This is a genomic window from Pseudomonas sp. NPDC007930 (genome assembly GCF_042958985.1).
Classification (GTDB): Bacteria; Pseudomonadota; Gammaproteobacteria; order Pseudomonadales; family Pseudomonadaceae; genus Aquipseudomonas.
The window spans coordinates 31,452-58,065 of record NZ_JBIBKC010000008.1; the positions used below are offsets into that span (position 1 = coordinate 31,452).

Here is a 26,614-nt window from a genome sequence, read left to right on the forward strand (position 1 = left end):
CACCCCTAAGACGTCGCCTCCTGCGGCCACAGTTCGTGGGCGAGCAGATCGTCCAGCGCCAGCGGCCGGGCAAAGTGGTAGCCCTGGGCCTGGCCGGCGCCCATGTCGCGCAACAGGTTGAGCGCGGCGAGGTCCTCCACCCCTTCGGCGACCACGCTCAGCCCCAGCGATTCGGCCATCCGCACAATCGCCCGCACAATCGCCCGGCTGCGGCTGCTGGTGGTCAGTTCGAGAATGAACGATTTGTCGATCTTCAGCCCCGTGAAGTGGAACTGGTGCACATAGCTGAGCGAAGAGAAGCCGGCGCCGAAGTCGTCGAGCACTACTGACATACCGCACTCGGCCAGCTTGCGCATGGTCTGCCGGGCCAGCTCCGGCTCGGCCACCAGCGCGCCTTCGGTCAGTTCCAGGCAAATACGATGAGGCGCCACATTGAAGCCGGCGAGCAGGTCGAGCACCTCGCCAGCGAACTCCGGGCGGGTGATGCTGTAGCTGGAGCAGTTCACGTGCACCGTCGGCCAACTGGCGTGCTCCGGGCGCGCCAGCAGTTGCGCCACGCAGCGCAGCATGTAGAGGTCGAGCCGGCCAATCAGGCGCAGGCCCTCGAGCGCGGGTAAGAACAACCCGGGCACCAGCACCCGGCCATCGGGCAGGCGCCAGCGAATCAACGCCTCCAGCGCCACCAACTGGCCGCTGGCGACGTCGACGATCGGTTGGAAGTACGGGATCAGCTCATCACTGCGCTTGAGCGCGTTGCGCAGCGCGCCCTCGCGCTCCACCTGGTCGGAGAATTCCCGGCGCAGCTCGTGGTTGAACACCGCGAAGCTGTCGCGCCCGGCGTTCTTGACCCGGTACATGGCCATGTCGGCGTCGCGCAGCAGGTCGCTGGGCTCGCGGTGGAATTGCTCGTCGGCGCTGACGATGCCGATGCTGCACGAAGAAAACACCGCGTGGCCGTCAATATGAAACGGCAGGTCGAACGCCGCGAGAATCCGCTCGGCGATGCCCACCGCCACGTCTACCGGGGCGTACGGCGCCAGCACGGCGAACTCATCGCCACCCAGCCGCGCCAGCAGGTCGCTTTCACGTAGGCAAGAGCGCAGGCGCGCGGCGGCGGCCATCAGCAGCAGGTCGCCGAAGTGGTGGCCGCGGCTGTCGTTGATCAGCTTGAAGCGGTCCAGGTCGAGGAACATCACCACCAGTTGCCGGCCGTCTTTGCGGAATTGCCGCCATTCCCAGTCGAGTTGCTGTTGCAGGTGGCTGCGGTTGGGCAGGCCGGTGAGCGAGTCGTGGATGTTTTCGTGAAGCAACTTGGCGTTGGCCAAGTCAAGCTCGCGGGTGCGGTCTTGCACCCGCGCCTCGAGGCGCAGGTTGGCCAGGTGAATGGCCTCGGCGGCGCTGCGCCGCGACAGCGCGGTGTCGATGTGCCGCGAGACGAACGTCAGCAGTTCCTGGTCGCGCAGGCTGTAGCGCACCGAGGGGCTGTAGCTTTGCACCACCAGCACGCCGCGCACGCGGTTTTCGTCGAACAGCGGGATGCCCAGCCACGACTGCGAACGCACCGGCTCGTTGGTGTTCTGCACCTCGCCCATTTCCATCAGCCGGGTGGCGTCGTCGTAGTCGATCAGGCACGGCCGGCGCTGGCGGATCACGTATTCGGTCAAGCCGCGCCGGCCGCGCCGCGAACCCGGGCGGCGGGTGAGTTGTTCGTCGATGTAATAGGGGAAGTTCACCTCGCCGGTTTCACCGTCGTACAGCGCGATGTAGAAGTTTCGCGCGTACAGCAGTTCGCCGACGATCCCGTGCAGTTGCGGGAACAGTTCCGCCATGTCACCCGGTTGGCTGGACAGTTCGGCGATCTGGAACAGCGCGTTCTGCAGGTGCTCGGCGCGTTCGCGCTCGGTCACCTGCTGGCGCAGCGCCTCGTTCAACTGCGACAACTCGCGGGTGCGCTCGGCCACCACTTCTTCCAGGTGAGCACGGTGGAGAATGCGGTCCAGGGCCATGGCCACGTGCCGCGCCACCACCAGGAACAGCGCGCGGTCTTCGGCGCTGTACACCCGTTGGGCGTCGTACACCTGCATGGCGATCATCCCGAACACTTCGTCGGAGGCGTTCTTCAGCGGCGCGCCCATCCAGAATTCCGGCACATGGCCCAGGCAGTAGAAGCGCCCGCTTTCACGGGCACGGTGGATGTCGTCGCGGGTGACCAGCAGCGGCTGGCCGCTGGTCAGCACCATGCCGGTCATCGACAGGCGCTGGGTGTCGAGGTACTCGCGGCCATCGCTCTCTACCGCTTCGTCGTCGGTGGTGTCGACGTAATACGGGTAGGTGATTTCCCGGCTGCGCACATCGTGCAGGGCCAGGTAGAAGTTTTCCGCGTCGATCAGCGTGCCCAGCTCCTGGTGCAGGCGCGCCATGAAAGTGCCGCGGTCGCGCACCGAGGTGGCCAGGTGGGTGATCGCGTACAACACCCGCTGGGTGTGCTGGGCGCGGGCCAGCGCCTCGCTTTGCAGGCACAGCCCCAAGCGCAGCGCCAGCCCGGCCAGTGGCGGCGATTCATGCAGCGCCCGCGGCGCCAGCAACCAGCCCAGCACCTGCTCGCCGTGGCCGGTGGCCCAGCGGTGCAACTGTTGCTCGGCGCAAAAGGCATCCAGCGCGCCGTCGTCGAGGGTGGCCGGCCAGTTGAAGGCTTCTTGCCCGTGGCCGGCCAGTTGCAGATGCTCACCGACCCGGTAGAACCCCCACTGCTGGCTGTGCCCAGCGTGCGTGGCCTGCCTCAATACCTGGTCTAGGTCTCGCAACTCCATGGGTGCTCCAAGCGGTATGGCGGAAATATTTAGTCATGATCCAGTGCGCCGGTACCTCATGGCAAGAGGCCACGCGCGCAGCGGGCTGCAACGGATACGCGGCAGGTCGCTGGCAGACACGCGGCCCCCCACCACTGGCAGGCAGGGCTGAACCTGCTACGGTCGTACGATGTCGTATTTTAGCGACAGCCCGTGACCCTCCACACGGGCCCCTACAACAAAAACAATGGGAGACACACGCCTATGGCGCGCGCCAACTCTGCTCAGAAAACCGCGGCGGCCCCGCAAGAACAAGGCTTCAGCCTGGCCCGCCTCGGCAAGATGCTCGGCCCTGGGATCATCGCGGTACTGGCCTGGCTCGGGGCCGGCGACCTGATCACCTCTTCGGTGGCCGGGGCCAACTACGGTTACAGCATGATGTGGGTGCTGGCCGTGTCGTTGCTGCTGCGGTTTCTGATCGTCAATATCATTGCCCGGTTCCAGTTATGCAATACCCAGGGGATGAGCATCCTTGGCGGGTACGCGCAACTGCACCCGGTGTTCGCCTGGTTCATGCTCGGTTACGCGCTGATCATGGGCCACCTGACCAACGCTTACATGCTCAAGGGCGCCGGCGAAGCGCTGGCCACCTTGCTGCACCTGCCCTACCCCCTGCTGTGCTCGTTCGCGGTGATGCTCGGGGTGTGGCTGCTGGTGGGGCGCAACATCTATGGGCAGATCGAGAAGGTGATGAAGTGGCTGCTGTGCCTGATGACCCTGGCCTTCCTGGCCTTGGCGATCATGTCCAAGCCCGACGTGGGCGGCATCATCAAGGGCACCATCGGCTTCAGCATCCCGCCTGACAAAGGCGTGCACGGCGCGCTGCTGGTGGCGGTGTCGGTGATCGGCGCGGTGGCCGGCTCGATCGCCAACTTCGTGCACCCCTACGTGATGAAGGAAAAAGGCTGGACCGGCCCGGAACACCGCCGCGTACAGCGCAACGACCTGCTGTTCGCGGTGTTCGTGGGGATCATCATCAACCTGGCGATCTGGGTGGTCGGCGCGGAGATCCTCGGCCCCAACAACCTCAAGGTTGAGACCCTCGACGACCTCGGCCAGGCGCTGCGGATGTTTTTCGGCGAGGCCGGCTGGTACGTGTTCTTCGTCGGCGCCTTCGCCACCCTGTTCGCCAGCGTGGCCGGCAAGACCACGGCCTTCCCGCGGCTGATCACCGACGCCCTGCAGCACATCGTGCCAGCGCGCAAGGCGCGTTACGGCGAGGTGCTGCACAAAGACCCCGCGCACAAGTGGTTCATGATGTTCATCCTGGTCACCCCGCTGGTGTGGTCGCTGCCGGGCATGCCGGACTTCGTCACGCTGACCATTGGCGTGAACGCGCTGAACATCGTCGGGCTGCCGATCATCTCGCTGGGGCTGCTGGTGATGAGCAACCAGAAAACACTCATGGGGCCCTACCGCAACAACCTGTTCGAGAACCTGGCGCTGGGCTTCGCCACGGTGCTGGCGGTGTGGGTGGCGTTTCAGTTGGGGGCGCAGTTGTTGGCCTGATGGCTAAGCGGCCCTTCGCCCGGCACAGCCGGCCTCCCACCAGATTTATGTAAGTCCCTGATTTAAGGGGCAACACAGAACCCGTGGGAGGCCGGCTGTGCCGGGCGAAGGGCCAGCCAGGTCATGCGCTCGGTAAAACCACCTAGAAAATTCAGGGCCTAACCCTTGGTTTAGCGCACTGATTGCTTAAGTGAACAGCACTATGGCAGCGCCGGGCGAAAAGCCATTAGGTGAACCCGATCACACGATTGGATCCGCCACCCGACCAGCGGCATCACCTTTCCTCGGAAAGTGCCGATCACCTGATTGTCCTGAACCGCGCCAGTGGCATGCTGGCGCTTGGGTATCAGTACGTTCTGGCCGGAGAGTCACATGAAACGTTCCCGCACTGCCTCGATTCGCCTTGCACTGGAAGCACGCTTGATGTTCGACGGGGCCGCCGTGGCCACCGCCGAGGCGACCGTGGCCAACCACCCGGCCAACACCGCAGCCGCGGCCGACGCCCATGCCGCCGCGCCCGACCACCAGGCCGACGCCGCCCACACTAGTGACGCCAGCCACGACGCCGCGCTGCACCATGCCCTCACCGCCACCGACCCCGGCCACAGCGACGCGCCAAGCGCCGCGCGGCAGGAAATCTACTTCATCGACAGCAGCCTGCCCGACCGCGACACCCTCGCCGCGGCGCTGCCGGTGGGCGCCCAGGTGGTGTGGCTGAACGATAACGAAAACGGCCTGACCCAGATCGAACAGGCCCTGCAGGGCCGCAGCGGGATCGACGCGATCCACATCATTACCCACGCCAACGAAGGCGACCTGCAACTGGGCAACATCGACCTGACCACCGCCAGCATCCAGGGCCAGTATGCCGACGCCCTGCATGACATCGGCACGCACCTGAGTGCCAACGCCGACGTGCTGATCTACGGCTGTAACTTCGCCGAAGGCAGCGTCGGCGATGCAGCCGTGCACGCCCTGGCCAGCGCCCTGAGCGCCGACGTCGCGGCCTCGACCAACACCACCGGGGTGAGCGGCGACTGGGTGCTCGAAGACCAGACCGGGCACATCGAAGCCACCACGCTGGTGGCGGCCGCCTGGCAGCACGACCTGCTGGCGGTGGCCAACGGCGACACCGCGACCACCAACGAAGACACCGCGGTGACCATCAACGTACTGGCCAACGACACCGGCCTGGGCACCTTGAGCGTGACCAGCGCCAGCGCACTGCACGGCACGGTAGTGATCAACGCCAACAACACCCTGACTTACACCCCGACGGCCAACTACAACGGCGGCGATACCATCACCTACGGCCTCAGGGACAGCACGGGCAATGCCTTGCTGCCTGGCCTGGTAGCGGTCACGGTGAACCCGGTGAACGACGCGCCAGTGGTCAGCCTGCCGAGCCTGGGCGGCCAGACCGAAGACATCGCGGTGACCTTCTCCAGCCTGCTGGGCCGGCCGATCACCATCAGCGACGTCGACAACACCACCACCACCGTGACCCTGACGGTGCCCCAGGGCAGCCTGAGCCTGGGCGCGCTGGGCCTGGTGAGCATCACCGCCGGCGCCAACAACAGCTCGAGCATCACCATCAGCGGCAACATCGCGCTGGTCAACCTGGCCCTTGATGGCCTGACCTACACCCCGGTGGCCGACTACAACGGCCCGGTCAACCTCAGCGTGACCGCCAACGACGGCGCCCTGGCCAGCACCGCCACCCTGCCGATGAACTTCGCCGCGGTGCCCGACATCGTCGCCGACAGCGCCACCACGCCGTTGAACACCCCGGTCAGCTTCAACGTGATGGCCAACGACAACTTCGAGAACAGCGGCGCGCGGGTGACCGCCCACAGCAACCCGCTGCACGGCACCGTGACCATCGATGCGTTGGGCAACACCGTGTACACGCCGACTACCGGCTACAGCGGCAGCGACAGCTTTACCTACACCGTGACCAGCGGCGGCGTGACCGAAACCGCCACGGTCACCGTGACCACCTACATCCCCAACTACGCACCGACCATTGCCGCGCCCAGCACCACGGTGAACTTCAACGAAGACACCCCAGTGGTGTTCTCCACCACCAACGGCAACGCGATCAGCGTCAACGATGCCAACGGCGACACCCTGACCGTGACCCTCACGGCCAACCACGGCACCCTGAACCTGGCCCAGACCAGCGGCCTGACGCTGCTCAGCGGTACCGGCCTGGGCGACAGCCTGGTGACCATGCGCGGCAGCATCGCGGCGATCAACGCCGCCCTGCAGGGCATGAAGTTCACCCCGGTGGCGGACTACAACGGCAGCGCCGGCATCGCCATCAGCGCCAACGATGGCCAAGTGACCACCACCTCCAGCGTGGCCATGAACATTGCCGCGGTCACCGACGGCGTGCCCGACGCGGTCAGCACCAGCCTGGCCTTGCCGGTGACCTTCAGCCCACTGGCCAACGACACCTTCGCCAGCACCGCGGTGATCAGCGGCGTGACCCAGGGTGCTCACGGCCTGGTGGTGGTGGGCCTGAACAACCAGGTCACCTATACCCCAGCGCTGGGCTACACCGGCACTGACTCCTTTACCTACACCGTGCTGAGCGGCGGCGTGACCGAAACGGTCAGCGTCAGCGTGACCGTGGGCGACCATGCCCCCACCTCGACCAGCCTGGGCAGCATGAGCACCCTCGACGGCGCCATCGTGCTGCAACCCACCGCCGGCGCTTTCCACGACGCCGACGTGCTCGACCTGCTGACCTACAGCGCCAGCAACCTGCCCCAGGGGCTGAGCATCGACCCGCTCACCGGGATCATCAGCGGCGTGGTCAACACCCACGCCTCGGTGAGCAACGGCAGCGGCGGCGGCACCTACAACGTGGTGGTCACCGCCACCGACCTGGCCGGCCAGAGCGCCAGCTCCACCCTCGCCGTGACGGTGATCAACCCGCCGCCAATCCCGCTGGTCGGGCTGGTGCTGGGCGGCAACGAGAACTCGCCACTGCACATCAACGTCAGCGCGCTGGCGATTGTCGACCCCGACGGCGACACCGTGACCGTGACCGGTGCCACCGCCCTGCACGGCACCGTCACCGTGGGCAGCGATGGTTCGCTGAACTACGTGCCCAACACCAGCTACAACGGCCTCGACACCATCACCTACACCGTGCGCGATGCCGACGGCGGCACCGCCACCGGCTACGCGCTAGTGACCCTCGCCGCCCTGCCGCACCTGCCTGGCCTAAGCCTGCCGACCATCCCGCTGCTGACCGAAGACACCCCGTTGATCTTCGCCAACCTGCTGGGCCAGCAACTGAGCGTGGGCGACATCGACGGCAACGTGCTGAGCCTGAGCCTGAACGTGCCGATCGGCGCCCTGAGCCTGAGTGAAAGCGCCGGCGTGACCCTGACCCAAGGCACCGGCAACATGGACCAGGTGGTGACCATCACCGGCACCGCCGCCAACATCACCGCCGCCCTCGCCCACTTGATCTACACCCCGGCCGCCGACTACAACGGATTGGTGACCATCGGTATCGACCTCGGCCAGCTCACCGGCGGCCTGCTGCACGTGACCGCGCAGTTGCCGATCACCATTGCCCCGGTGGCCGACATCAACGACGATTACGTCAGCGCCACCCTGAACACCCCGGCCAACTTCAACGTGCTGGCCAACGACACCTTCGAATACGCCGGCCGCTATGTGTCGAGCTTCACCCAGCCGGCCCACGGCACAGTGACCCTCGACGCCCAGGGCAATGCGGTGTACACCCCCACCAGCGGCTACCTCGGCGCCGACACCTTCACCTACACGGTGACCAGCGACGGCACCACCGAAACCGCCACGGTGCACATCAACACCGCGCTGCCGAACTACCCGCCGACCATCAGCGCGCCGACCACCCAGACCAGCGCCGAAGACGCCACCCTGGTGTTCTCCAGCGGCAACGGCAACGCCCTGAGCGTGGCCGACGCCAACAACGACACCCTCTCCGTGACCGTCAGCGCCAGCCACGGCACCTTCAACCTGGGCAGCACCAGCGGTGTCACGCTGGTCAACGGCACCGGCAGCGGCGACACCAGCGTGACCCTGCAAGGCAGCGCCGCGGCCATCAACGCCGCGCTGCAAGGCGCCAGCTTCCACCCGGTGCCGGACTACAACGGCACCGCCACGGTGGCGATCAGCGCCAACGACGGCCAGGCCACCACCACCAGCAGCGTGGCGCTGACCATCACCCCGGTCGCCGACGGTGTGCCCGACACCATTAGTACCGGGCCGTTGCAGCCGGTCAGCTTCTACCCGATGGCCAACGACACCTTCGCCGCCGGCGCCAGCATCAGCGCCTTCAGCCAGGGCGCCCACGGCACCGTGGTGCTGGGCCTGAACGGCCAGATGGTCTACACCCCGGCGCTGGGCTACCTGGGCAACGACAGCTTCACCTACACCGTGACCAGCGGTGGCGTGACCGAAACGGTCAGCGTCAACGTGATCGTGGGCGACCATGCCCCGACCAGCACCGGGCTGGTCAACGTGACCACGGTAGACGGCGGCCTGGTCGCGCTCGCCGCCGGCCTGGCCTTCCATGACAGCGACGCCCTCGATGTGTTGCGCTTCAGCGCCAGCGGCCTGCCCGCGGGCTTGAGCATCGACCCACTGACCGGCACCATCAACGGCATCGTCAACACCCACGCCTCGGTGGGCAACGGCAGCGGCGGCGGCACCTACAACGTGCTGGTCACCGCCACCGACCTGGCCGGCCAGAGCGTGACCTCGAACTTCCAACTGACCGTGCTCAACCCCGCGCCGATCCCGCTGGTGGGCGTGAGCGTGGCCGGCGTTGAGAACAACCCGCTCAACATCGGCGTGAATGCCCTGGGCATCGTCGACCCGGACGGCGACCCGGTCACCGTGACCGGCGCCACCGCGCTGCACGGCACCGTGACCATCGCCGCCAATGGCGACTTGGTGTACACCCCCAACACCAACTACTACGGCATCGACACCATCACCTACACCGCCCGCGACAGCGACGGCGGCACGGCCACCGGCTACGTGGCGGTGGTGCTGACCCAGGTTTACCAGGCACCAGTGATCAGCCTGCCGGCGCTGCCGCTGCTGACTGAAGACACCCCGCTGCTGTTCGCCAACATCCTTGGCCAACAACTGAACGTGGGCAACGTCGACGGCGGTATCGTCGATGTCAGGCTGAGCGTGCCGATCGGTGGCTTCACCCTGGCCGAGCACGGCGGCGTGAGCATCGCCGAGGGCACCGGCACCATGGACCAGGTGCTGGTACTGCGCGGCACCGTGGTCGACATCAACGCGGCCCTGGCCAAGCTGGTGTACACCCCTGGCGCCGACTACAACGGCAACCTGAACATCACCCTCGACGTGAGCCAACTCACCGGCGGGCTGCTGCACGTGCAAGCGATCCTGCCGATCACCATCGTGCCGGTGGCCGACATCGTCGACGACCACGTGTCGGTGACCGAGAACACCAGCGCCAGCTTCAACGTGCTGGCCAACGACACCTTCGAGTACGCCGGGCGCTATGTGTCCAGCCACACCGACCCGGCCCACGGCACGGTGACCCTGGATGCCCAGGGCAACATGATCTACACCCCGGCCGCCGGCTACCTGGGCAACGACAGCTTCACCTACACCGTGACCAGCGACGGCACCACCGAAACCGCTACGGTGTACCTCACCGTGGCCCAGGCGCCGAACCACGACCCCGTCGGCCAACCCATCGGCGCCCAGCAAGGGGTGGACGGCAGCCCGTTCAACCTGGCGGTGGCCAGCCGCTTCAGCGACGCCGACGGCGACACCCTGGCCTACAGCGCCACCGGCCTGCCGGCGGGGCTGAGCATCAACAGCCAGACCGGCCTGATCAGCGGCACCCTCGACGGCCACGCCTCGACCGCGGTGACCAACGGCGTGTACACCGTGGTGGTGTCTGCCGCCGACGGCCATGGCGGCATGGCCAGCCAAAGCTTCACCCTGACCGTGAGCAACCCACCGCCAGTGGCCGCCAACGCGACCTTCAATGGCAGCGAAGACGTGGCCATCAGCGGCACCCTGCAAGCCACCGACCCGGACGGCGACGCCATCGCCTTCAGCGTCGCCAGCGCGCCGGCCCACGGCAGCGTCAGCATCGCCAGCAACGGCACCTTCACCTACACCCCGGCGCCCAACTACAACGGCGACGATAGCTTTACCTACCAGGTGCGCGACAGTGACGGCGGCGTTGCCACCGCCACCGTGATGATCCACCTGGCTGCGGTCAACGACCCGCCAGTGGCCACCGGCAGCATCGCCGCGCAAGCCAGCAGCGACGGCGCCGCCTTCACCCTCGGCACCGCCGGCAACTTCACCGACGTCGACGGCGACACCCTGACCTACAGCGCCAGCAACCTGCCGGCCGGGCTGAGCATCAACGCCCAGACCGGGGTGATCAGCGGCACCCTCGACGGCCATGCCTCCCAAGGCGGCAGCGGCGCCACCGGCCAGTACGCGGTCGTGGTGACCGCCACCGACCCCAGCGGCACCAGCGCCAGCCAGAGCTTCACCCTGACGGTGACCAACCCGCCACCGGTGACCGCCAGCGTGACCCTGCAGGCCACCGAAGACACCCCCTACAGCGGCACCCTGCAAGCCACCGACCCGGACGGCGACGCGATCGCCTTCAGCACCGTCACCGCGCCGGCCCACGGCAGCCTGAGCCTGGCCGCCAACGGCAGCTTCACCTACACCCCGAACGCCAACTACAACGGCACGGACAGCTTCACCTACCAGGTGCGCGACGCCGACGGCGGTATTGCCACCGCCACCGTGACGCTGAACATCGCCGCGGTGAACGACGCGCCCAGCGCAACGCCGATCCCGGCGCAAAGCGCCAACGACAGCACCGCGGTCAACCTGCCCGCCGGCAACTTCTTCAGCGACGTTGACGGCGACACTCTGAGCTACAGCGCCAGCGGCCTGCCCAGCGGCCTGGTGATCAACGCCCAGACCGGGCTGATCAGCGGCACCCTGGGCAGCAGCGCCTCGACCCAGAGCCCGACCGGCGACGGCCATTACAACGTCACCGTGACCGCCAACGACGGCCATGGCGGCGTGACCAGCCAGACCTTCAGCTTCGATGTCAGCAACCCGGCACCGACCACCGCCGGCGGCAGCTTTACCCTGAACGAAGACACCCCGCTGAGCGCCACCCTCAGCGCCACCGACGCCGACGGCGACGCGCTGAGCTTCAGCGCCACCAGCCAGCCGGCCCATGGCAGCGTGGTGGTGAACGCCAACGGCACCTTCACCTACACCCCGGCGGCCAACTACAACGGCAGCGACAGCTTCACCTACCAGGTGCGTGACGCCGACGGCGGCATTGCCACCGGCACCGTGACCCTGAGCATCACCCCGGTCAACGACGCCCCCACCGTGACCAGCCAGATCGCCACCCAGGCGGCGCTCGACAGCGGCGCCTTCAGCCTGAACCTGGCCGGGCGCTTCAGCGACGTCGACGGCGACAGCCTGACCTACAGCGCCAGCGGCCTGCCAGCCGGGCTCAGCGTGAACCCGCAAACCGGCCTGCTCAGCGGCGTGCTGGGCTCCAGTGCCTCGCAAGGCGGGGCCAACGCCGACGGCCACTACAGCATTACCGTAAGCGCCGACGACGGCCACGGCGGCACGGTCAGCCAGACCTTCACCCTGGTGGTGAGCAACCCACCGCCGGTGACCAGCGACGCCAGCTATGCCCTCGACCAGGGCGGCAGCGTCAGCGGCGTGCTCGCCGCCAGCGACCCGGACGGCGACAGCATCGCCTTCACCGCCACCAGCCAGCCGGCCCATGGCAGCCTGACCCTCGGCAGCAACGGCAGCTTCGTCTACACCCCGGTGGCCGGCTTCAACGGCCAAGACAGCTTCACCTACCAGGTGCGCGACGCCGACGGTGGCCTGGCCAACGCCACGGTGACCTTCAACGTGGCCGCGGTGAACCACCCGCCGGTGGTCGACAGCCCGGTCGGCACCCAACAGGCCACCGACAGCGGCGCGGTGCACGTGGAGGTCGCCAGCCACTTCAGCGACCCCGATGGCGGCGCCCTCACCTACAGCGCCAGCGGCCTGCCCAATGGCGTGAGCATCGACCCGGCCAGCGGCCTGATCAGCGGCGCCCTGGCGCACAACGCCTCAACTGGCGGCAGCCAGGGCAATGGCCAGTACACCGTGGTGGTCACCGCCACCGACGCCCAGGGCGCCAGTGTGTCGCTGACCTTCGTGCTGGTGGCGACCAACCCGGCGCCGATCACCGCCGACACCACCTTCCCCGGCACTGAAGACACCGTGCTCACCGGCAACCTGGTCGCCAGCGACCCGGACGGCGACCCGATCAGCTTCAGCGCCACCAGCCAGCCGGCCCACGGCACGCTGGTGGTGAACCCCAACGGCAGCTTCAGCTACACCCCCAACGCCAATTACAACGGCACTGACAGCTTCACCTACCAGGTGCGCGACAGCGACGGCGGCATCGCCACCGCCACCGCCACCCTGGTGATCGCCGCGGTCAACGACGCGCCCACCGCCACCGGCACCCTCGGCACCCAGACCGCCGCCGACGGCAGCAACGTGCACGTCAACCTGGCGGGTTACTTCACAGATGTAGACGGCGACACCCTGACCTACAGCACCAGCAGCAGCCTGCCGCTGGGCCTGACCCTGAACCCCAACACCGGGGTGATCGGCGGCGTGCTCGACGGCCATGCCTCGGTGGGTGGCCCTGGCCTCGATGGCCAGTACAGCATCACCGTGACCGCCGATGACGGCCACGGCGGCAGCGTGAGCCAAACCTTTACCTTCGTCGCCACCAACCCGGCGCCGACCACCAGCGGGCAAACCCTGAGCGGCACCGAAGACACCCCGCTGCAAGGCACCCTGACCGCCACCGACCCGGACGGCGACGCCCTCAGCTTCAGCGTGCCCACCGGCCCGGCCCACGGCACGCTGACCCTGGACGCCGCCACCGGGGTGTTCACCTACACCCCAGCGGCCAACTTCAACGGCACTGATAGCTTCACCTACCAGGTCACCGACGCCGACGGCGGCATCAGCACCGCCCAGGTGGTGCTGAACATCGCCGCGGTCAACGATGCGCCAGTGGCCAGCAGCCCGCTGACCCAGGTGAACGCCAACGACAGCGCGGTGATCGCGCTGAACCTCGGCAGCCACTTCACCGACGTCGACGGCGACACCCTGACCTACACCGTGGGCAACCTGCCCGCCGGGCTGAGCTACGACCCGGCCACCGGCCTGGTCAGCGGCCAACTGGGCAGCAGTGCTTCCCAAGGTGGGCCCAACAACGATGGCCACTACAGCATCAGCGTGAGCGTCAGCGACGGCCAGGGCGGCGTGCTCAATCAGAGCTTCGAGCTGGTAATCAGCAACCCGGCGCCGGTCTCGCCCGACAGCACCATCACTCTGACCCAGGGCACCAGCGCCAGCGGCACCCTGGTGGGCTACGACCCAGATGGCGACGCGATTACCTTCAGCGTTGCCACCGGGCCGGCCCACGGCACCTTGGTGCTGAGCGGCAATGGTGATTACACCTACACCCCGGATGCCAGCTTCAGTGGCGCCGACACCTTCACTTACCGGGTGACCGATGCCGATGGCGCCTTCACTGGCGCCAATGTGGTGGTGACTATCCTCGCCGACACCGGCGGGCCGGCGATCGCCTCGCAGATCGGCACCCAGACCGCCGCCGACGGCACCATGCTCAACCTTGACCTGGCCAGCCACTTCAGCGACGGCAACGGCGACACGCTCACCTACACCAGCACCGGCACCCTGCCCGCCGGGATCACCCTCGACCCGCAAACCGGGCTGTTCAGCGGCCAACTGGGCAGCAGTGCGTCCCAAGGCGGCGATAACCACGACGGCCGCTACACCATTACCGTGACCGCCGCCGACGATCACGGCGGCAGCGTCAGCCAAACGTTCATCCTGGTGACCAACAACCCGGCACCGCTGGCCGGCAACGCCAACTACACCCTGGCCGAAGACGGCGCGCTGTCCGCGCAGCTGCAAGGCAGCGACCCAGACGGCGACGCGATCACCTTCAGCGCCACCCAACTGCCGGCCCACGGCACCCTTACCCTCAACCCCGACGGCAGCTTCCTCTACCTGCCAGCGGCGGATTACAACGGCACCGACAGCTTCACCTACCAGGTGCGCGACGCCGATGGCGCCGTGGCCACCGCGGTGGTGACCCTGATGATCACCCCGGTCAACGACGCGCCGGTGGTGAGCAACCCGGTCGGCACCCAGACCTACAACGACAGCAGCGTGGTCAGCCTCAACGTTGGCGCCAGCTTCAGCGACGTCGACCACGACACCCTGACCTACAGCACCAGCAGCACCCTGCCGCCAGGCCTGAGCTTCGACAGCAGCAGCGGCGTGCTCAGCGGCACCCTGGGTTCCAGCGCCTCCACCGGCGGGCCCAACGGCAACGGCCAGTACAGCATCACCGTGACGGCCGACGACGGCCATGGCGGCAGCGTCAGCCAGAGCTTCACCTTCGTGGCGGTCAACACCGTGCCGGTGACCACCGGCATCACCCTCAACGGCACCGAAGACACCCCGCTGCAAGGCAGCGTGAGCGCCAGCGACGCCGACCACGACGCACTGACCTTCTCGGTCACCGCGCAGCCGGCCCACGGCACCCTGGTGTTCGCCGCCGATGGCAGCTTCACCTACACCCCGGCGGCCAACTTCAACGGCACCGACAGCTTCACCTACCAGGTAGCGGACCCAGACGGCGGCGTGGCCTCGGCCACCGTGACCCTGGCCATCGCCGCGGTCAACGACGCGCCGGTATTGAGCAGCCCGATCGGCACCACCAGCGCCGCCGACAGCAGCGTGGTGAACCTCAACCTGGCCAGCCACTTCACCGACGTAGACGGCGACACCCTCAGCTACAGCACCAGCAGCACCCTGCCGCCGGGGCTGACGCTGAGCAGCACTGGGCTGATCAGCGGCACCCTGGGCAGCAGTGCTTCCCAGGGCGGCGACAACCACGACGGCCACTACACCATCACTGTGAGCGTCAGCGACAACCACGGCGGGGTGGTGCAGCAAGACGTGCTGATCATCGCCACCAACCCACTGCCGGTGGCCGCCAACGCCACCTTCAGTGGCAGCGAAGATGCCCCGGTCAGCGGCCAACTCAGCGGCAGCGACCCGGATGGCGACAGCATCAGCTTTGCCGCCGCCACCCAGCCGGCCCACGGCACGGTCACGGTCGATGCCAACACCGGCGCGTTCGTTTATACCCCGGCGGCCAACTTCAATGGCCAGGACAGCTTCAGCTACTCGGTGACCGACGCCGACGGCGGCGTGACCACCGCGGTGATCACCCTCAACATCGCCCCGGTCAACGACGCCCCGGTGGTCAGCAACCCGCTGCCCACCCAGGCCGCGCAAGACGCCGGCAGCGTTGGCATCAACGTGGCCGCAAGCTTCAGCGATGTCGACGGCGACACCCTCACCTACAGCCTGGGCAATGGCGTGACCCTGCCCAGCGGGCTGACCCTCAACCCCCAGACCGGCCTGATCAGCGGCACCTTGAGCAACAGCGCCTCGGCCGGTGGCCCGAACAACGACGGCCACTACAGCATCAGCGTGGTCGCCAGCGACGGCCACGGCGGCAGCGCCACGGAAACCTTCGAGCTGGTGGTGAGCAACCCGCCACCGCTGGCCAGCAACCAGAACGTCAGCACCCAGGAAAACGTCGCGGTCAGCGGCACCCTGCAAGCCAGCGACCCGGACGGCGACGCGCTGAGCTTCAGCGTGACCACCGCCCCGGGCCATGGCTCGGTGGCGATCAACCCCGACGGGACCTTCAGCTACACCCCGGGCGCCGGCTACAGTGGCGCCGACAGCTTCAGCTACCAGGTGCGTGACGCCCAGGGCGCTACCGCCACCGCGACGGTGAGCATCAGCGTGGCCGCGGTGAACGACGCCCCGGTACTGAGCAGCCCGTTCACCCCCACCAGCCTCAACGACGGCAGCACGGTGAACCTGGACATAGCAGGCCACTTCAGCGACCAGGACGGCGACACCCTGACCTACAGCGCCGTCGGCCTGCCGGCTGGCCTGAGCATCACCCCGGCCGGGCTGATCACCGGCACCCTGGGCAGCAGCGCGTCTCAGGGCGGGGCCAACCACGACGGCAATTACCAGGTCACCCTGACCGTCAGCGACGGCCATGGCGGCACCCTGGTGCAGGCTTTTACCCTGGTGGCGGTGAACACCCTGCCAACGGCAGCCACGGCCAACTTCAGCGGCAGCGAAGACAGCCCCATCACCGGCAACCTGGCGCCCAGCGCCCAGGATGCCGACGGCGACACGCTGACCTTCAGCGCCGCCAGCCAACCGGCCCACGGCAGCGTGGTGGTCAACCCCAATGGCACCTTCACCTACCTGCCCAACACCGACTACAACGGCAGCGACAGCTTCACCTACCAGGTGCGTGACGCCGACGGCGCGGTGACCACCGCGCTGGTCAACCTGACCATCGCCCCGGTCAACGACGCGCCTACCCTGCTCAGCCCGGTGGGCACCCAGCAGGGCAACGACGCCAGCGCGGTGAGCGTGGATGTGGCCGCGCACTTCCGCGACGCCGACCAGGACACCCTGCACTTCAGCACCAGCAGCACCCTGCCGCCGGGCCTGAGCCTGAGCGACAGCGGCGTGCTCAGCGGTGTGCTCGACGGCCATGCCTCGGTGGGCGGGCCCAACAACGACGGCCACTACAGCATCACCGTGGTCGCCAGCGATGGCACCACCACCACCTCGACCACCTTCGTGTTCGTGGCGCTCAACCCGGCGCCGACCGCCCCGGGCGACAGCTTCAGCGGCCCGCAGAACACCCCAATCAGCGGCCAACTGCCGGCCTCCGACGCCGACGGCGACGCGTTGCACTTCAGCACCGCTACGCCGCCGGCCAACGGCAGCGTGGTGGTCAACGACGACGGCAGCTTTACCTACACCCCGGCGGCCGGCTTCCACGGAAGCGACAGCTTCAGTTACCGGGTGACCGATGCCGACGGCGGCACCACCACCGCGGTGGTGACCCTGACCATCGACGCGGTCAACAGCGCGCCCACCCTCAGCTCGCCGGTCGGCACGGTCAACGCCGTCGATGGCGGCAACCTGAGCGTGGCGCTGGGCAGCCACTTCAGCGACGCCGACGGCGACACGCTGACCTACAGCACCAGCAGCACCCTGCCGCTGGGCGTGACCCTGAACGCGCAAACCGGGCTGCTTAGCGGCATCCTCGACGGCCATGCCTCCCGCGGTGGTGACAGCGCCAACGGCCAGTACAGCATCACCGTGGTCGCTAGCGACGGCCATGGCGGCAGCGTGAGCGAAACCTTCTTGCTGGTGGCAAGCAACCCGGCGCCGGTCAGCGCCGATTCCAGCGTGACCCTGCAGGCCAACAGCAGCTTCACCGGCACCTTGCAGGCCAGCGACCCGGACGGCGACCCGATCAGCTTCAGCATCGGCACCGGCCCTAGCCACGGCAGCGTGGCCATCAGCCCGGGCGGCAGCTACACCTACACCCCGCTCAACGGCTACACCGGCAGCGACAGCTTCACCTACCAGGTGACCGACAGCGACGGTGGCAGCGTGACCGCCACCGTGACGCTGAACATCACCGCCCAGGGCAACCATGCGCCGCAGGTGATCCCGCTGCCGGCGCAAACCGCCAGCGACGGCCAGGCCTTTGCCCTGAACGGCGCCGCCGGCTTCAGCGACAGCGACGGTGACACCCTCACCTACAGCCTTGGCAGCGGCAGCACGCTGCCCGCCGGCTTGACCCTGAACGCCCAGACCGGGCTGATCAGCGGCCAGATCGACGGCCACGCCTCGGCCCAGCACGGCGGCGTGTACAGCGTGGTGCTGGTGGCCAGCGACGGCACCACCACGGCCAGCCAAACCCTGACCTTCACCATCAGCAACCCGCCGCCGGTGAGCGCCGACAGCAACCTGGCGGTGAACGAGAACGCCAGCGCCAGCGGCACCCTGATCGCCAACGACCCCGACGGCGACACGCTGACCTTCACCCGCGAAAGCGGCCCGGCCCACGGCACCCTGGTGCTCAACCCTAACGGCACCTACCAGTACACGCCCACGGCGAACTTCTACGGCAGCGACAGCTTCAGCTACCGGGTGACCGACGCCGACGGCGGCTTTACCACCGCGGTGGTGAGCATCACCGTCAACGAAGTCAACCAGCCGCCACAGGTGACCAGCAGCATCGGCACCCAGACCGGCGCCGACGGCACCGCGGTCAGCTTCAGCGTGGCCGGTAACTTCAGCGACCCTGAAGGCCACGCCCTGAGCTACAGCGCCGCCGGCTTGCCGGCCGGCGTGAGCATCGACGCCCAGACCGGGCTGATCAGTGGCACCCTCGGCGGCCATGCCTCGGTGGGCGGCCCAGGCAACCTCGGCCAGTACAGCGTGACCGTGACCGCCAACGACGGCCAGGGCGGCAGCGTCAGCCAGAGCTTCACCCTGGTGGCCACCAACCCACCGCCGCAGGCCAGCGCGCTGGGCTTCAGCGGCAGCGAAGACACCCCGCTGCAAGGCACCCTGACCGCCAGCGACCCAGACGGCGACACGATCACCTTCAGTGCCGCCACCCAGCCGGCCCACGGCAGCGTGGTGGTCAACCCCAACGGCAGCTTCACCTACACGCCGAACGCCAACTTCAATGGCACCGACACCTTCACCTACCAGGTGACCGACGCCGATGGCGGCATCGCCACGGCCCAGGCCACCCTGACCATCGCCGCGGTCAACGACGCACCGGCGGTGACCAGCCCGGTCGGCACCCAGCAAGCCAACGACGGCGCGCCGGTGAACCTCAGCGTGGCCAGCCACTTCAGCGACGTCGACGGCGACACCCTGCACTACACCGCCAGCGGCCTGCCCGCGGGCCTGGCGATCAGCGACGACGGTACCATCAGCGGCACCCTCGGCACCCACGCCTCGGTCGGTGGCCCGGCCGGCAACGGCCAGTACAGCGTGACCGTGACCGCCAGCGACGGCCACGGTGGCACGGTCAGCCAAACCTTCACCCTGGTAGCGATCAACCCGCCCCCGGTGGTGGCCAACGTTAGCTTCAATGGCAGCGAAGACACCCCACTGGCCGGCACCCTGACCGCTACCGACCCGGACGGCGACGCCATGACCTTCAGCGTGGCCAGCGGCCCCGCCCACGGCAGCGTGACGCTCAACCCCGACGGCACCTTCAGCTACCAGCCGGCGGCGAACTTCAACGGCAGCGATACCTTCGTCTACCAGGTGCGCGACGCCGACGGCGGCCTCGCCACGGCGGTGGTCACGCTGAACATCGCCGCGCTCAACGACGCGCCGATCGTGACCAGCCCGATCGCCACCCAGCAAGGCAGCGACGGTGCGCCGGTGAACATCACCCTGGCCGGCCACTTCGCCGACGCCGACGGTGACAGCCTCACCTACAGCAGCAGCGCGCTGCCCACCGGCCTGGTGCTTAATGCCCAGACCGGCGTGATCAGCGGCACCCTCGACAGCCACGCGTCGGTGGGCGGCAGCAACCAGGACGGGCGCTACCTGATCACCGTGAGCGTGAGCGACGGCCATGGCGGCAGCGTCAGCCAGAGCTTCGTGTTCGAGGCAAGCAACCCGCCGCCGCAAACCAGCGACCGGCAAATCACCGTGCAGGCCGGCAGCACCTACAACGGCGCGCTGCTGGCCACCGACCCGGACGGCGATGCGCTGAGTTTCAGCCTGAGCAGCCCGGCGGCCCACGGCAGCGTGGCGGTCGGCCCCAACGGGCAGTTCAGCTACACCCCGGCCACGGGCTTCACCGGCAGCGACAGCTTCACCTACCAGGTGCGCGACGCCGACGGCGGCCTGGCCAGCGCGACGATTACCTTCAACGTCAGCGCCCAGCCGGACCAAGCCCCGGCGGTGGTGCAACTGGCCGCCCAAAGCGGCCAGGACGGCGCGCCGTTCACCCTCAATGCCGGCGCCGGCTTCAGCGATGCCGAAGGCGACACCTTGATTTTCAGCGCCAGCGGCTTGCCCGCCGGGCTGAGCATCAACGCCCAGACCGGGGTGATCTCCGGCACCCTCGACGGCCACGCCTCGGTGCCCAACGGCGGCCATTACGATGTGCTGATCAGCGCCAACGACGGCAACTTCAGTGTTAGCCAAACGGTGAGCTTCACCATTACCAACCCGCCGCCGCTGGTGGCCGACTCCACCCTGGTGGTGGCGGCCAATACCCCGGCCGGCGGCCTGTTGCAAGCCACCGACCCCGACGGCGACAGCATCAGCTTCAGCGTCGCCAGCGGCCCAAGCCACGGCAACCTGGCGCTGGGCCCCAACGGCAGCTACGTGTACACCCCCGCCAACGGCTACACCGGCAGCGACAGCTTCAGCTACCGGGTAACCGACGCCGACGGCGGCTTCAGCATCGCGGTGGTGAGCATCAGCGTGGGCACCAACCAGGCGCCGGTCAGCACCAGCCCGGTGGGCACCGTGGTCGCCAATGACGGCGCCAGCGTCAGCCTGCCGGCGGCCGGCCACTTCAGCGACCCTGAGGGCGGCGCCCTGACCTATAGCGCCAGCGGCCTGCCGGCCGGCCTCAGCATCGATGCCCAGAGCGGGCTGATCTCCGGCAGCCTCGGCGGCCATGCCTCGGTCGGCGGCCCGGCCGGTAACGGCCAGTACAGCGTGACCCTCACCGCCACCGACAGCGGCGGCGCCAGCGTCAGCCAAACCTTCACCCTGGTGGCAAACAACCCGCCACCGGTCACCGCTGACACCAGCCTGGCGATCCTCGCCGGCGCCAGCAGCAGCGGCGTGCTGCTGGCCAGCGACCCGGACGGCGACGCGATCACCTTCTTTGTCGGTGCCGCGCCCAACCACGGCACCCTCACCCTGGCCGCCAACGGCAGTTACACCTACACCCCGGCCAACGGTTTTACCGGGGCCGACAGCTTCACCTACTCGGTGCGTGACGCCGACGGCGGCATCGCCACCGCTACCGTCCAGATCACCGTGGCCAGCGTGCTGCCGCCAGTGGTCACCGGCCCGGTGGGCACCCAGGGGGCCAATGATGGCAGCCCGGTGAACATCGACACCGGCAGCCACTTCAGCAGCCCCATGGGCGACCCGCTGACCTACACCGCCAGCGGCCTGCCGCCGGGGCTGAGCATCAACCCCAGCACCGGGGTGATCAGCGGTACCCTGCCGAGCAATGCGTCGTCGCAGGCCAACGGCGGCAATTACACCGTCAGTGTGATCGCCACCGACGGCCACAGCGGCAGTGCGTCGCAGAGCTTCACCCTGCACGTGAGCAACCCGGCGCCGGAGGCCGCCGACAGTACGCTCAACGCCAACGGCGGCGTGCCGCTGGTCGGCACCCTGCCCGGCCGCGACCCAGACGGCGACGCGCTGACCTTCACCCGCATCAGCTCGCCGGCCCACGGCACCCTGGTGCTCAACGCCAACGGCAGCTTCAGCTACACGCCAGACACCAACTACCAGGGCAGTGACACCTTTACCTACCAGGTGCGCGACAGCGACGGCGGCGTGGCCATCGCCACGGTGACGATCAACGTTTCGGCGCAAGTCGACCGGCCGTTCATGGATGCCGAGAGCACCTTGGGCGTGCAGCCCGACGCGGTGGACCACGCGGTGTTGATCTTCCACCGCGACGCCAACTACACCCCGGTGTTGCTCGACGCGGTCAACGGCGTCAAGCGTCTGGAAGGGCTGAACGTGCTGACCGGCAACGCGCCGATGGAACAGGTCGCCGATGCCATGGGCGATTTGGCCGACCATGCGGAAATCGCCGCGGACGCCTCACCCATGGCCTCGGCCGTGGGCGACATGAACGCGGCCAGCCGCACGCCGTTGGACGTCGACTCGCTGCGGGAAGGCCCGTTCGGCACCCAACTGCAGGCCGCGCCTCAGGCGCCCGCGCCGGCGGCCGATACCCAGGCGGCACCGGAGCCAGCAACACCGGAGCAGGCCCAGGCACCGACCTTCGACCAGCAGGTTCAGTTCGCCGCGCAGCAGCGCCAGGCTGAGATGGATGCGTTGATGAAGATGCTCAGGGGGTAACCTTCAAGGGCCGTTCGGCTGGCTACGCCGGGCGAGCGGCCCTTGAACACGCCGAAGGCTCTAGGGCGAGCGTTAACAAGCACCCTGGATCCAACCCCTACCGCTCGGCGGAAAAAAACCGCCCGCGCCTTAAGCTTGGCGCCAATTCGCCGATGAAATAAGTACAACGGATCCCATCCCAGGGCCCGGCTTTTTCTTTGGCGGAACAGCGTTCATGCACATGCCCTTACTGCCTCTTCGTCTTGCCATTGCCCGGCCCTGGTTGCTGGCAGCCGCCTGCTGCCTGGGCCTTCAGGCCTGCACCATCGTGCCGGCACCCATCGATGTCGACGCTCAAGCCCGTAACTACAAGGCCAAGCTCGAGGCCTCGGTAGCCGAAGAAGAACCGGTGTCGGGCCCTATTTCGCTGTACGAGGCCATGGCCCGCGCGCTCAAGTACAACCTTGACCAGCGTATCGAGCTCATGGACGAAGCCTTCCGCCAGAAGCAGCTGGACCTCAACAGCGCCGGCATGCTGCCGACCATCGCCTCGAACTTTGGCTTCAACAGCCGCAACAACGATGCCGGTGCCAGCAGCAAGTCGCTGCTCTCCGGCCGCCAGTCGCTGGAGCCTTCCACCTCGACCGAGCGCAGCGGCAACACCGCTGACCTGGCGGTGAGCTGGGACGTCCTCGACTTTGGCCTCTCTTACGTGCGCGGCCTGCAAGACGCCGACGAAAAGCTGATTGCCGCCGAGCGCCGGCGCAAGGTGGTCAACCGCATTCAGGAAGACGTGCGTACCGCCTACTGGCGCGCCGTGAGTGCCGACCGCACCTACAAAAAGCTGGTCGACCTCGAAGCACTCGCGCAAAAAGCCCTGCAGCAAACCCAGGAATTGGCTGACCGGCGCTTGGTGCCGCCGCTGACCGTGCTTAACTATCAGCGTGACCTGCTGCAAGTCGAAGGCGATGTGCAGAAGCTGCAACGTGAACTGGCCCTGGCCAAGAACCAGTTGGCCGCGCTGATCGGCCTGAAGCCCGACACCCGCTTCACCTTGGTGCTGCCAGACCGCACCGACGTAGTACCGGAACTGCCCGGCTCGGCCAACGAGATGGTGATGGTCGGCCTGCGCTTTCGCTCGGAACTGCGTGAAGGCGCCTACAAGCAGCGTATCAACCAGAACGAGCTAACCGCCGCATTGATCCGCGCCCTGCCGAGCCTGAAGGGCGTGCTGGGGCTGAACTATGACTCGAACCAATACCTGTACAACAACAGCTGGCTCAACGCCAGCGGCCAGATCAGCTGGAACCTGATGAACGTGTTCCGCTACCCGATGCAAAAAGAAGCGCTGAAAGCCGAAGGCCAGGTGATCGAACAACGCCAACTGGCCCTGACCATGGCGGTGATGACGCAGATCCACGTCGCCCGCGTGCGCTTCATCCGCTACTCCCAGGAGCTGGGCACCCAACGCAACGCCGAAGACGTGCAGCAGCACATCGTCGAGCTGTCGCGTGGAGGCTTCCAGGCCCACACCGTGAGCCAGCGCGATCTGGTGCGCGAAGAAATGAACTCGATCCTCGCCGAAGTGCGCTACGACTCGGCCTACGCAGACGTACAGAACGCCTATGCCAACCTGTACGCCTCGATGGGCCTGGACAACTTCGACGTCGACATTCAACCCCAAACGCCGATCGCTGACATCGCCGCCAAGCTCCAGGAACACTGGACCGAGCGCGCCAGCAGCCTTCCGGCCATGCCTGAAGAAACCGGGAGTGCCTCGCTATGATCATCCGTAAACCTGCTGGCCTGATCGTGCTGTGTGGGGCTCTGGGCTACTCGGCCTACGCCCTGTTCGGCGGCCACGCGGCGCCGCCCAAGGCCCCGGTGGAGCTGGTGCCCCAGGCCGCCGCGGTAGAAATGCCGGCGCAGGCGATCACCACCCCGGCGCAAATGGCCCCGGCCCAAGCCAGCCCTGCCGCCGCCGTGGTTGCCCCGGCCCCGGCCAGCGCTGCCAGCCCGGCGGTGGCCGACAAGCCCGCCAGCGACGATGCCGGTAACGGCCAGGTGCGCGGCGTGGTCCGCGCCGTGCGCGAAGCCAAGCTGAGTTCGGGCATGGTCGGCCAGGTGATCAAGATGCCGTTCAGCGAAGGCCAGGCGTTCAAGCAGGGCGACCTGCTGGTGGAGTTCGACTGCGACAAACCCGCCGCCGAACTGCGCGCCGCCGACGCCGCCGTGCAGGTGGAGCAAAAAACCGTAGAAACCAACCAGGAGCTGGAGAAATTCAACTCCATCGGCAAGTTCGACCTGTTGATTTCCGAGAGCAAACTGAACAAGGCCAAGGCCGAGTCCCAGGCGCTGAAGGCGCAGATCAAGCAGTGCAAGATCTTCGCCCCCTACAGCGGCCGGGTCACCGAGCGCATGGCGCGGTTGTACGAATCGGTGTCGGTGAGCGAACCGCTGTTGAAGATCGTCGACACCAGCGCGCTGGAACTCGACCTGATCGTGCCGAGCAAATGGATGCAGTGGCTCAAGCCCGACACCGCGTTCAGCTTCCGCGTGGATGAAACCGGCCAGACCGGCCAGGCCGTGGTAGACCGCCTGCTGCCCGCCGTTGACCCGGTCAGCAAGACCGTGAAGATCATCGGCCGCTTCAGTGGCAAGGCCAACGGTTCGGCCATTCCGGGCATGAGCGGCACCGCCCGTTTCGACGACAGCCTGGCCAGCCGCCCATGATCAACGTTCAGTTGCCGACCCAGCCGCCGAGCGCGCACGTCTCCGCCGGCGACGCCGAAAAGGCCCACCGCGCCGCCCTGCAACTGCTGGCGATCGAGGCCGAAGTGCGCCGCCAGCCCAGTGAGCGCGAGCTGTTTTTCCACTGGGCCAACCACCTGCAAGACCTGGTGCCCCATGGCCAGGCGATGATCTGGCGGCGTGGCGGCGTGGGCAAAGGGTTGCAACTGAACACCGTCAACAGCCTGCCGGCGCCTGACCGCCACGCCCCTCTGGCGCAGGCCATGGGCGCCTGGCTGGGCGCCTGCGAACAACGCGGCGAGCTGGCCAAGCCGGGGGCCCTGCTGCTGCCCAGCGGCGGCGACCCGACCCTGGCCGAGTTCCCCCTGCGCCATGGCTTTTGGCAACCGCTGCTGGACCGCGAAAAACGCCTGCAAGGCGGCGCGCTGTTCCTGCGCGAGGGCGAATTCGCCCCCCGCGACGGCGTGCTGCTGCAACGCCTGGGCGAAACCTACGGGCACGCCTGGCGCGCCTTCGGCAAACCCCGCAGCCTGCTCAGCCGGCTGCCCCTGGGCCGGCGCAACCTGGCGATCGCCGCGGCGGTGCTGGTGGCGATCGGTTGCGTGCCGGTGCGCTTGTCGGTGATGGCGCCGGTGGAAGTGATCGCCGACCAGCCGTACATCCTCACCGCGCCGATCAACGGCGTGATCAAGAAGCTGTTGATCGGGCCGAACACCCAGGTCAGCGCCAACCAGCCACTGGTGCAGTTCGAAGACATCCAGCCGCGCAATGAGATGGTCCTCGCCCAGCAAGAGCTGGCGGTGGCCGAAGCCCGTGACCGGCGCACCTCGGCGGCGGCCTTCAACGACCAGGACGCCGCCCACGAAATGGCCATCGCCGCCGCCGAGCACGACCTGGCCAAGGTCAAGTACAACTACGCCGTGGAAGTGCTGCAGCGCACCCTGGTGCGCACCCCGATCAACGGCCTGGCGGTGTACAGCGACCGCCGCGATTGGGAGGGCCGCTCGGTGATGGTCGGCGAGGAAATCCTCCAGGTCGCCGACCCGGCGAAGGTCAACTACCGCATCGACCTGTCTACCGCCAACGCGATCGACCTGGCCAGCGGCAACCCGGTCGCGGTGTACCTCGAAAGCGCCCCGCTCGGCGGCCTCAACGGCCAGCTGCGAAGCGTGAGCTACACGCCCAAGAGCACCCCGGCCGGGGTCACCAGCTACACCCTGATCGCCAGCCCCGGCGAAGGCGCCACCCCGCGCATCGGCGCCCGCGGCACCGCGCGGGTGTATGGCAACTACGCGCCGCTGGCGTTCCAGCTGCTGCGCCGGCCGATCGCCGCCGTGCGCCAGTATTTGGGGGTTTAG

Annotated in this window: 6 protein-coding genes; 5 read left to right on the forward strand and 1 reads right to left on the reverse strand. The window is 67.8% G+C overall.

Features of this window, described 5'->3' with window-relative positions; genetic code table 11:
* Positions 1 to 5: 5 nt before the first annotated feature.
* Complete coding sequence (locus ACFZCE_RS17495) at positions 6 to 2,810, reverse strand: EAL domain-containing protein (protein ID WP_390941242.1); 2,805 nt, start codon at positions 2,808 to 2,810, stop codon at positions 6 to 8.
* A gap of 243 nt (positions 2,811 to 3,053) precedes the next feature.
* Between ACFZCE_RS17495 and ACFZCE_RS17500 the strand changes: the two genes are divergently transcribed.
* The 5 genes from ACFZCE_RS17500 to ACFZCE_RS17520 all read left to right on the forward strand — a co-directional run bounded on the left by ACFZCE_RS17500 (position 3,054) and on the right by ACFZCE_RS17520 (position 26,614).
* Entirely contained in the window at positions 3,054 to 4,358 is a 1,305-nt protein-coding gene (locus tag ACFZCE_RS17500) for an Nramp family divalent metal transporter (RefSeq protein ID WP_390941244.1), read from the forward strand.
* Between the two features lie 372 nt (positions 4,359 to 4,730).
* Positions 4,731 to 22,526, forward strand: a complete 17,796-nt coding sequence (locus ACFZCE_RS17505) for an Ig-like domain-containing protein (protein ID WP_390941245.1) — start codon at positions 4,731 to 4,733, stop codon at positions 22,524 to 22,526.
* A 214-nt stretch (positions 22,527 to 22,740) separates the two neighbouring features.
* Complete coding sequence (locus tag ACFZCE_RS17510; protein WP_390941247.1) at positions 22,741 to 24,291, forward strand: TolC family protein; 1,551 nt, start codon at positions 22,741 to 22,743, stop codon at positions 24,289 to 24,291.
* Positions 24,288 to 25,238 carry an efflux RND transporter periplasmic adaptor subunit gene (locus ACFZCE_RS17515; RefSeq protein WP_390941249.1) on the forward strand — a complete coding sequence of 317 codons (951 nt, stop codon included), beginning with the start codon at positions 24,288 to 24,290 and terminating at the stop codon, positions 25,236 to 25,238. Before ACFZCE_RS17510 ends, ACFZCE_RS17515 begins: the two co-directional genes overlap by 4 nt.
* A complete protein-coding gene (locus ACFZCE_RS17520; RefSeq protein WP_390941251.1) occupies positions 25,235 to 26,614 on the forward strand; it encodes an HlyD family efflux transporter periplasmic adaptor subunit in 1,380 nt (459 codons plus the stop codon). The genes ACFZCE_RS17515 and ACFZCE_RS17520 overlap by 4 nt, the downstream gene beginning before the upstream one ends.

What these genes read in the sequence shown, in the direction of transcription:
- ACFZCE_RS17515 (WP_390941249.1), top strand. Translation starts at nt 24,288, where the DNA reads ATGATCATCCGTAAACCTGCTGGCCTGATCGTGCTGTGTGGGGCTCTG.
- ACFZCE_RS17510 (WP_390941247.1), top strand. Translation starts at nt 22,741, where the DNA reads ATGCACATGCCCTTACTGCCTCTTCGTCTTGCCATTGCCCGGCCCTGG.
- ACFZCE_RS17500 (WP_390941244.1), top strand. Translation starts at nt 3,054, where the DNA reads ATGGCGCGCGCCAACTCTGCTCAGAAAACCGCGGCGGCCCCGCAAGAA.
- ACFZCE_RS17495 (WP_390941242.1), bottom strand. Translation starts at nt 2,810, where the DNA reads ATGGAGTTGCGAGACCTAGACCAGGTATTGAGGCAGGCCACGCACGCT.
- ACFZCE_RS17520 (WP_390941251.1), top strand. Translation starts at nt 25,235, where the DNA reads ATGATCAACGTTCAGTTGCCGACCCAGCCGCCGAGCGCGCACGTCTCC.
- ACFZCE_RS17505 (WP_390941245.1), top strand. Translation starts at nt 4,731, where the DNA reads ATGAAACGTTCCCGCACTGCCTCGATTCGCCTTGCACTGGAAGCACGC.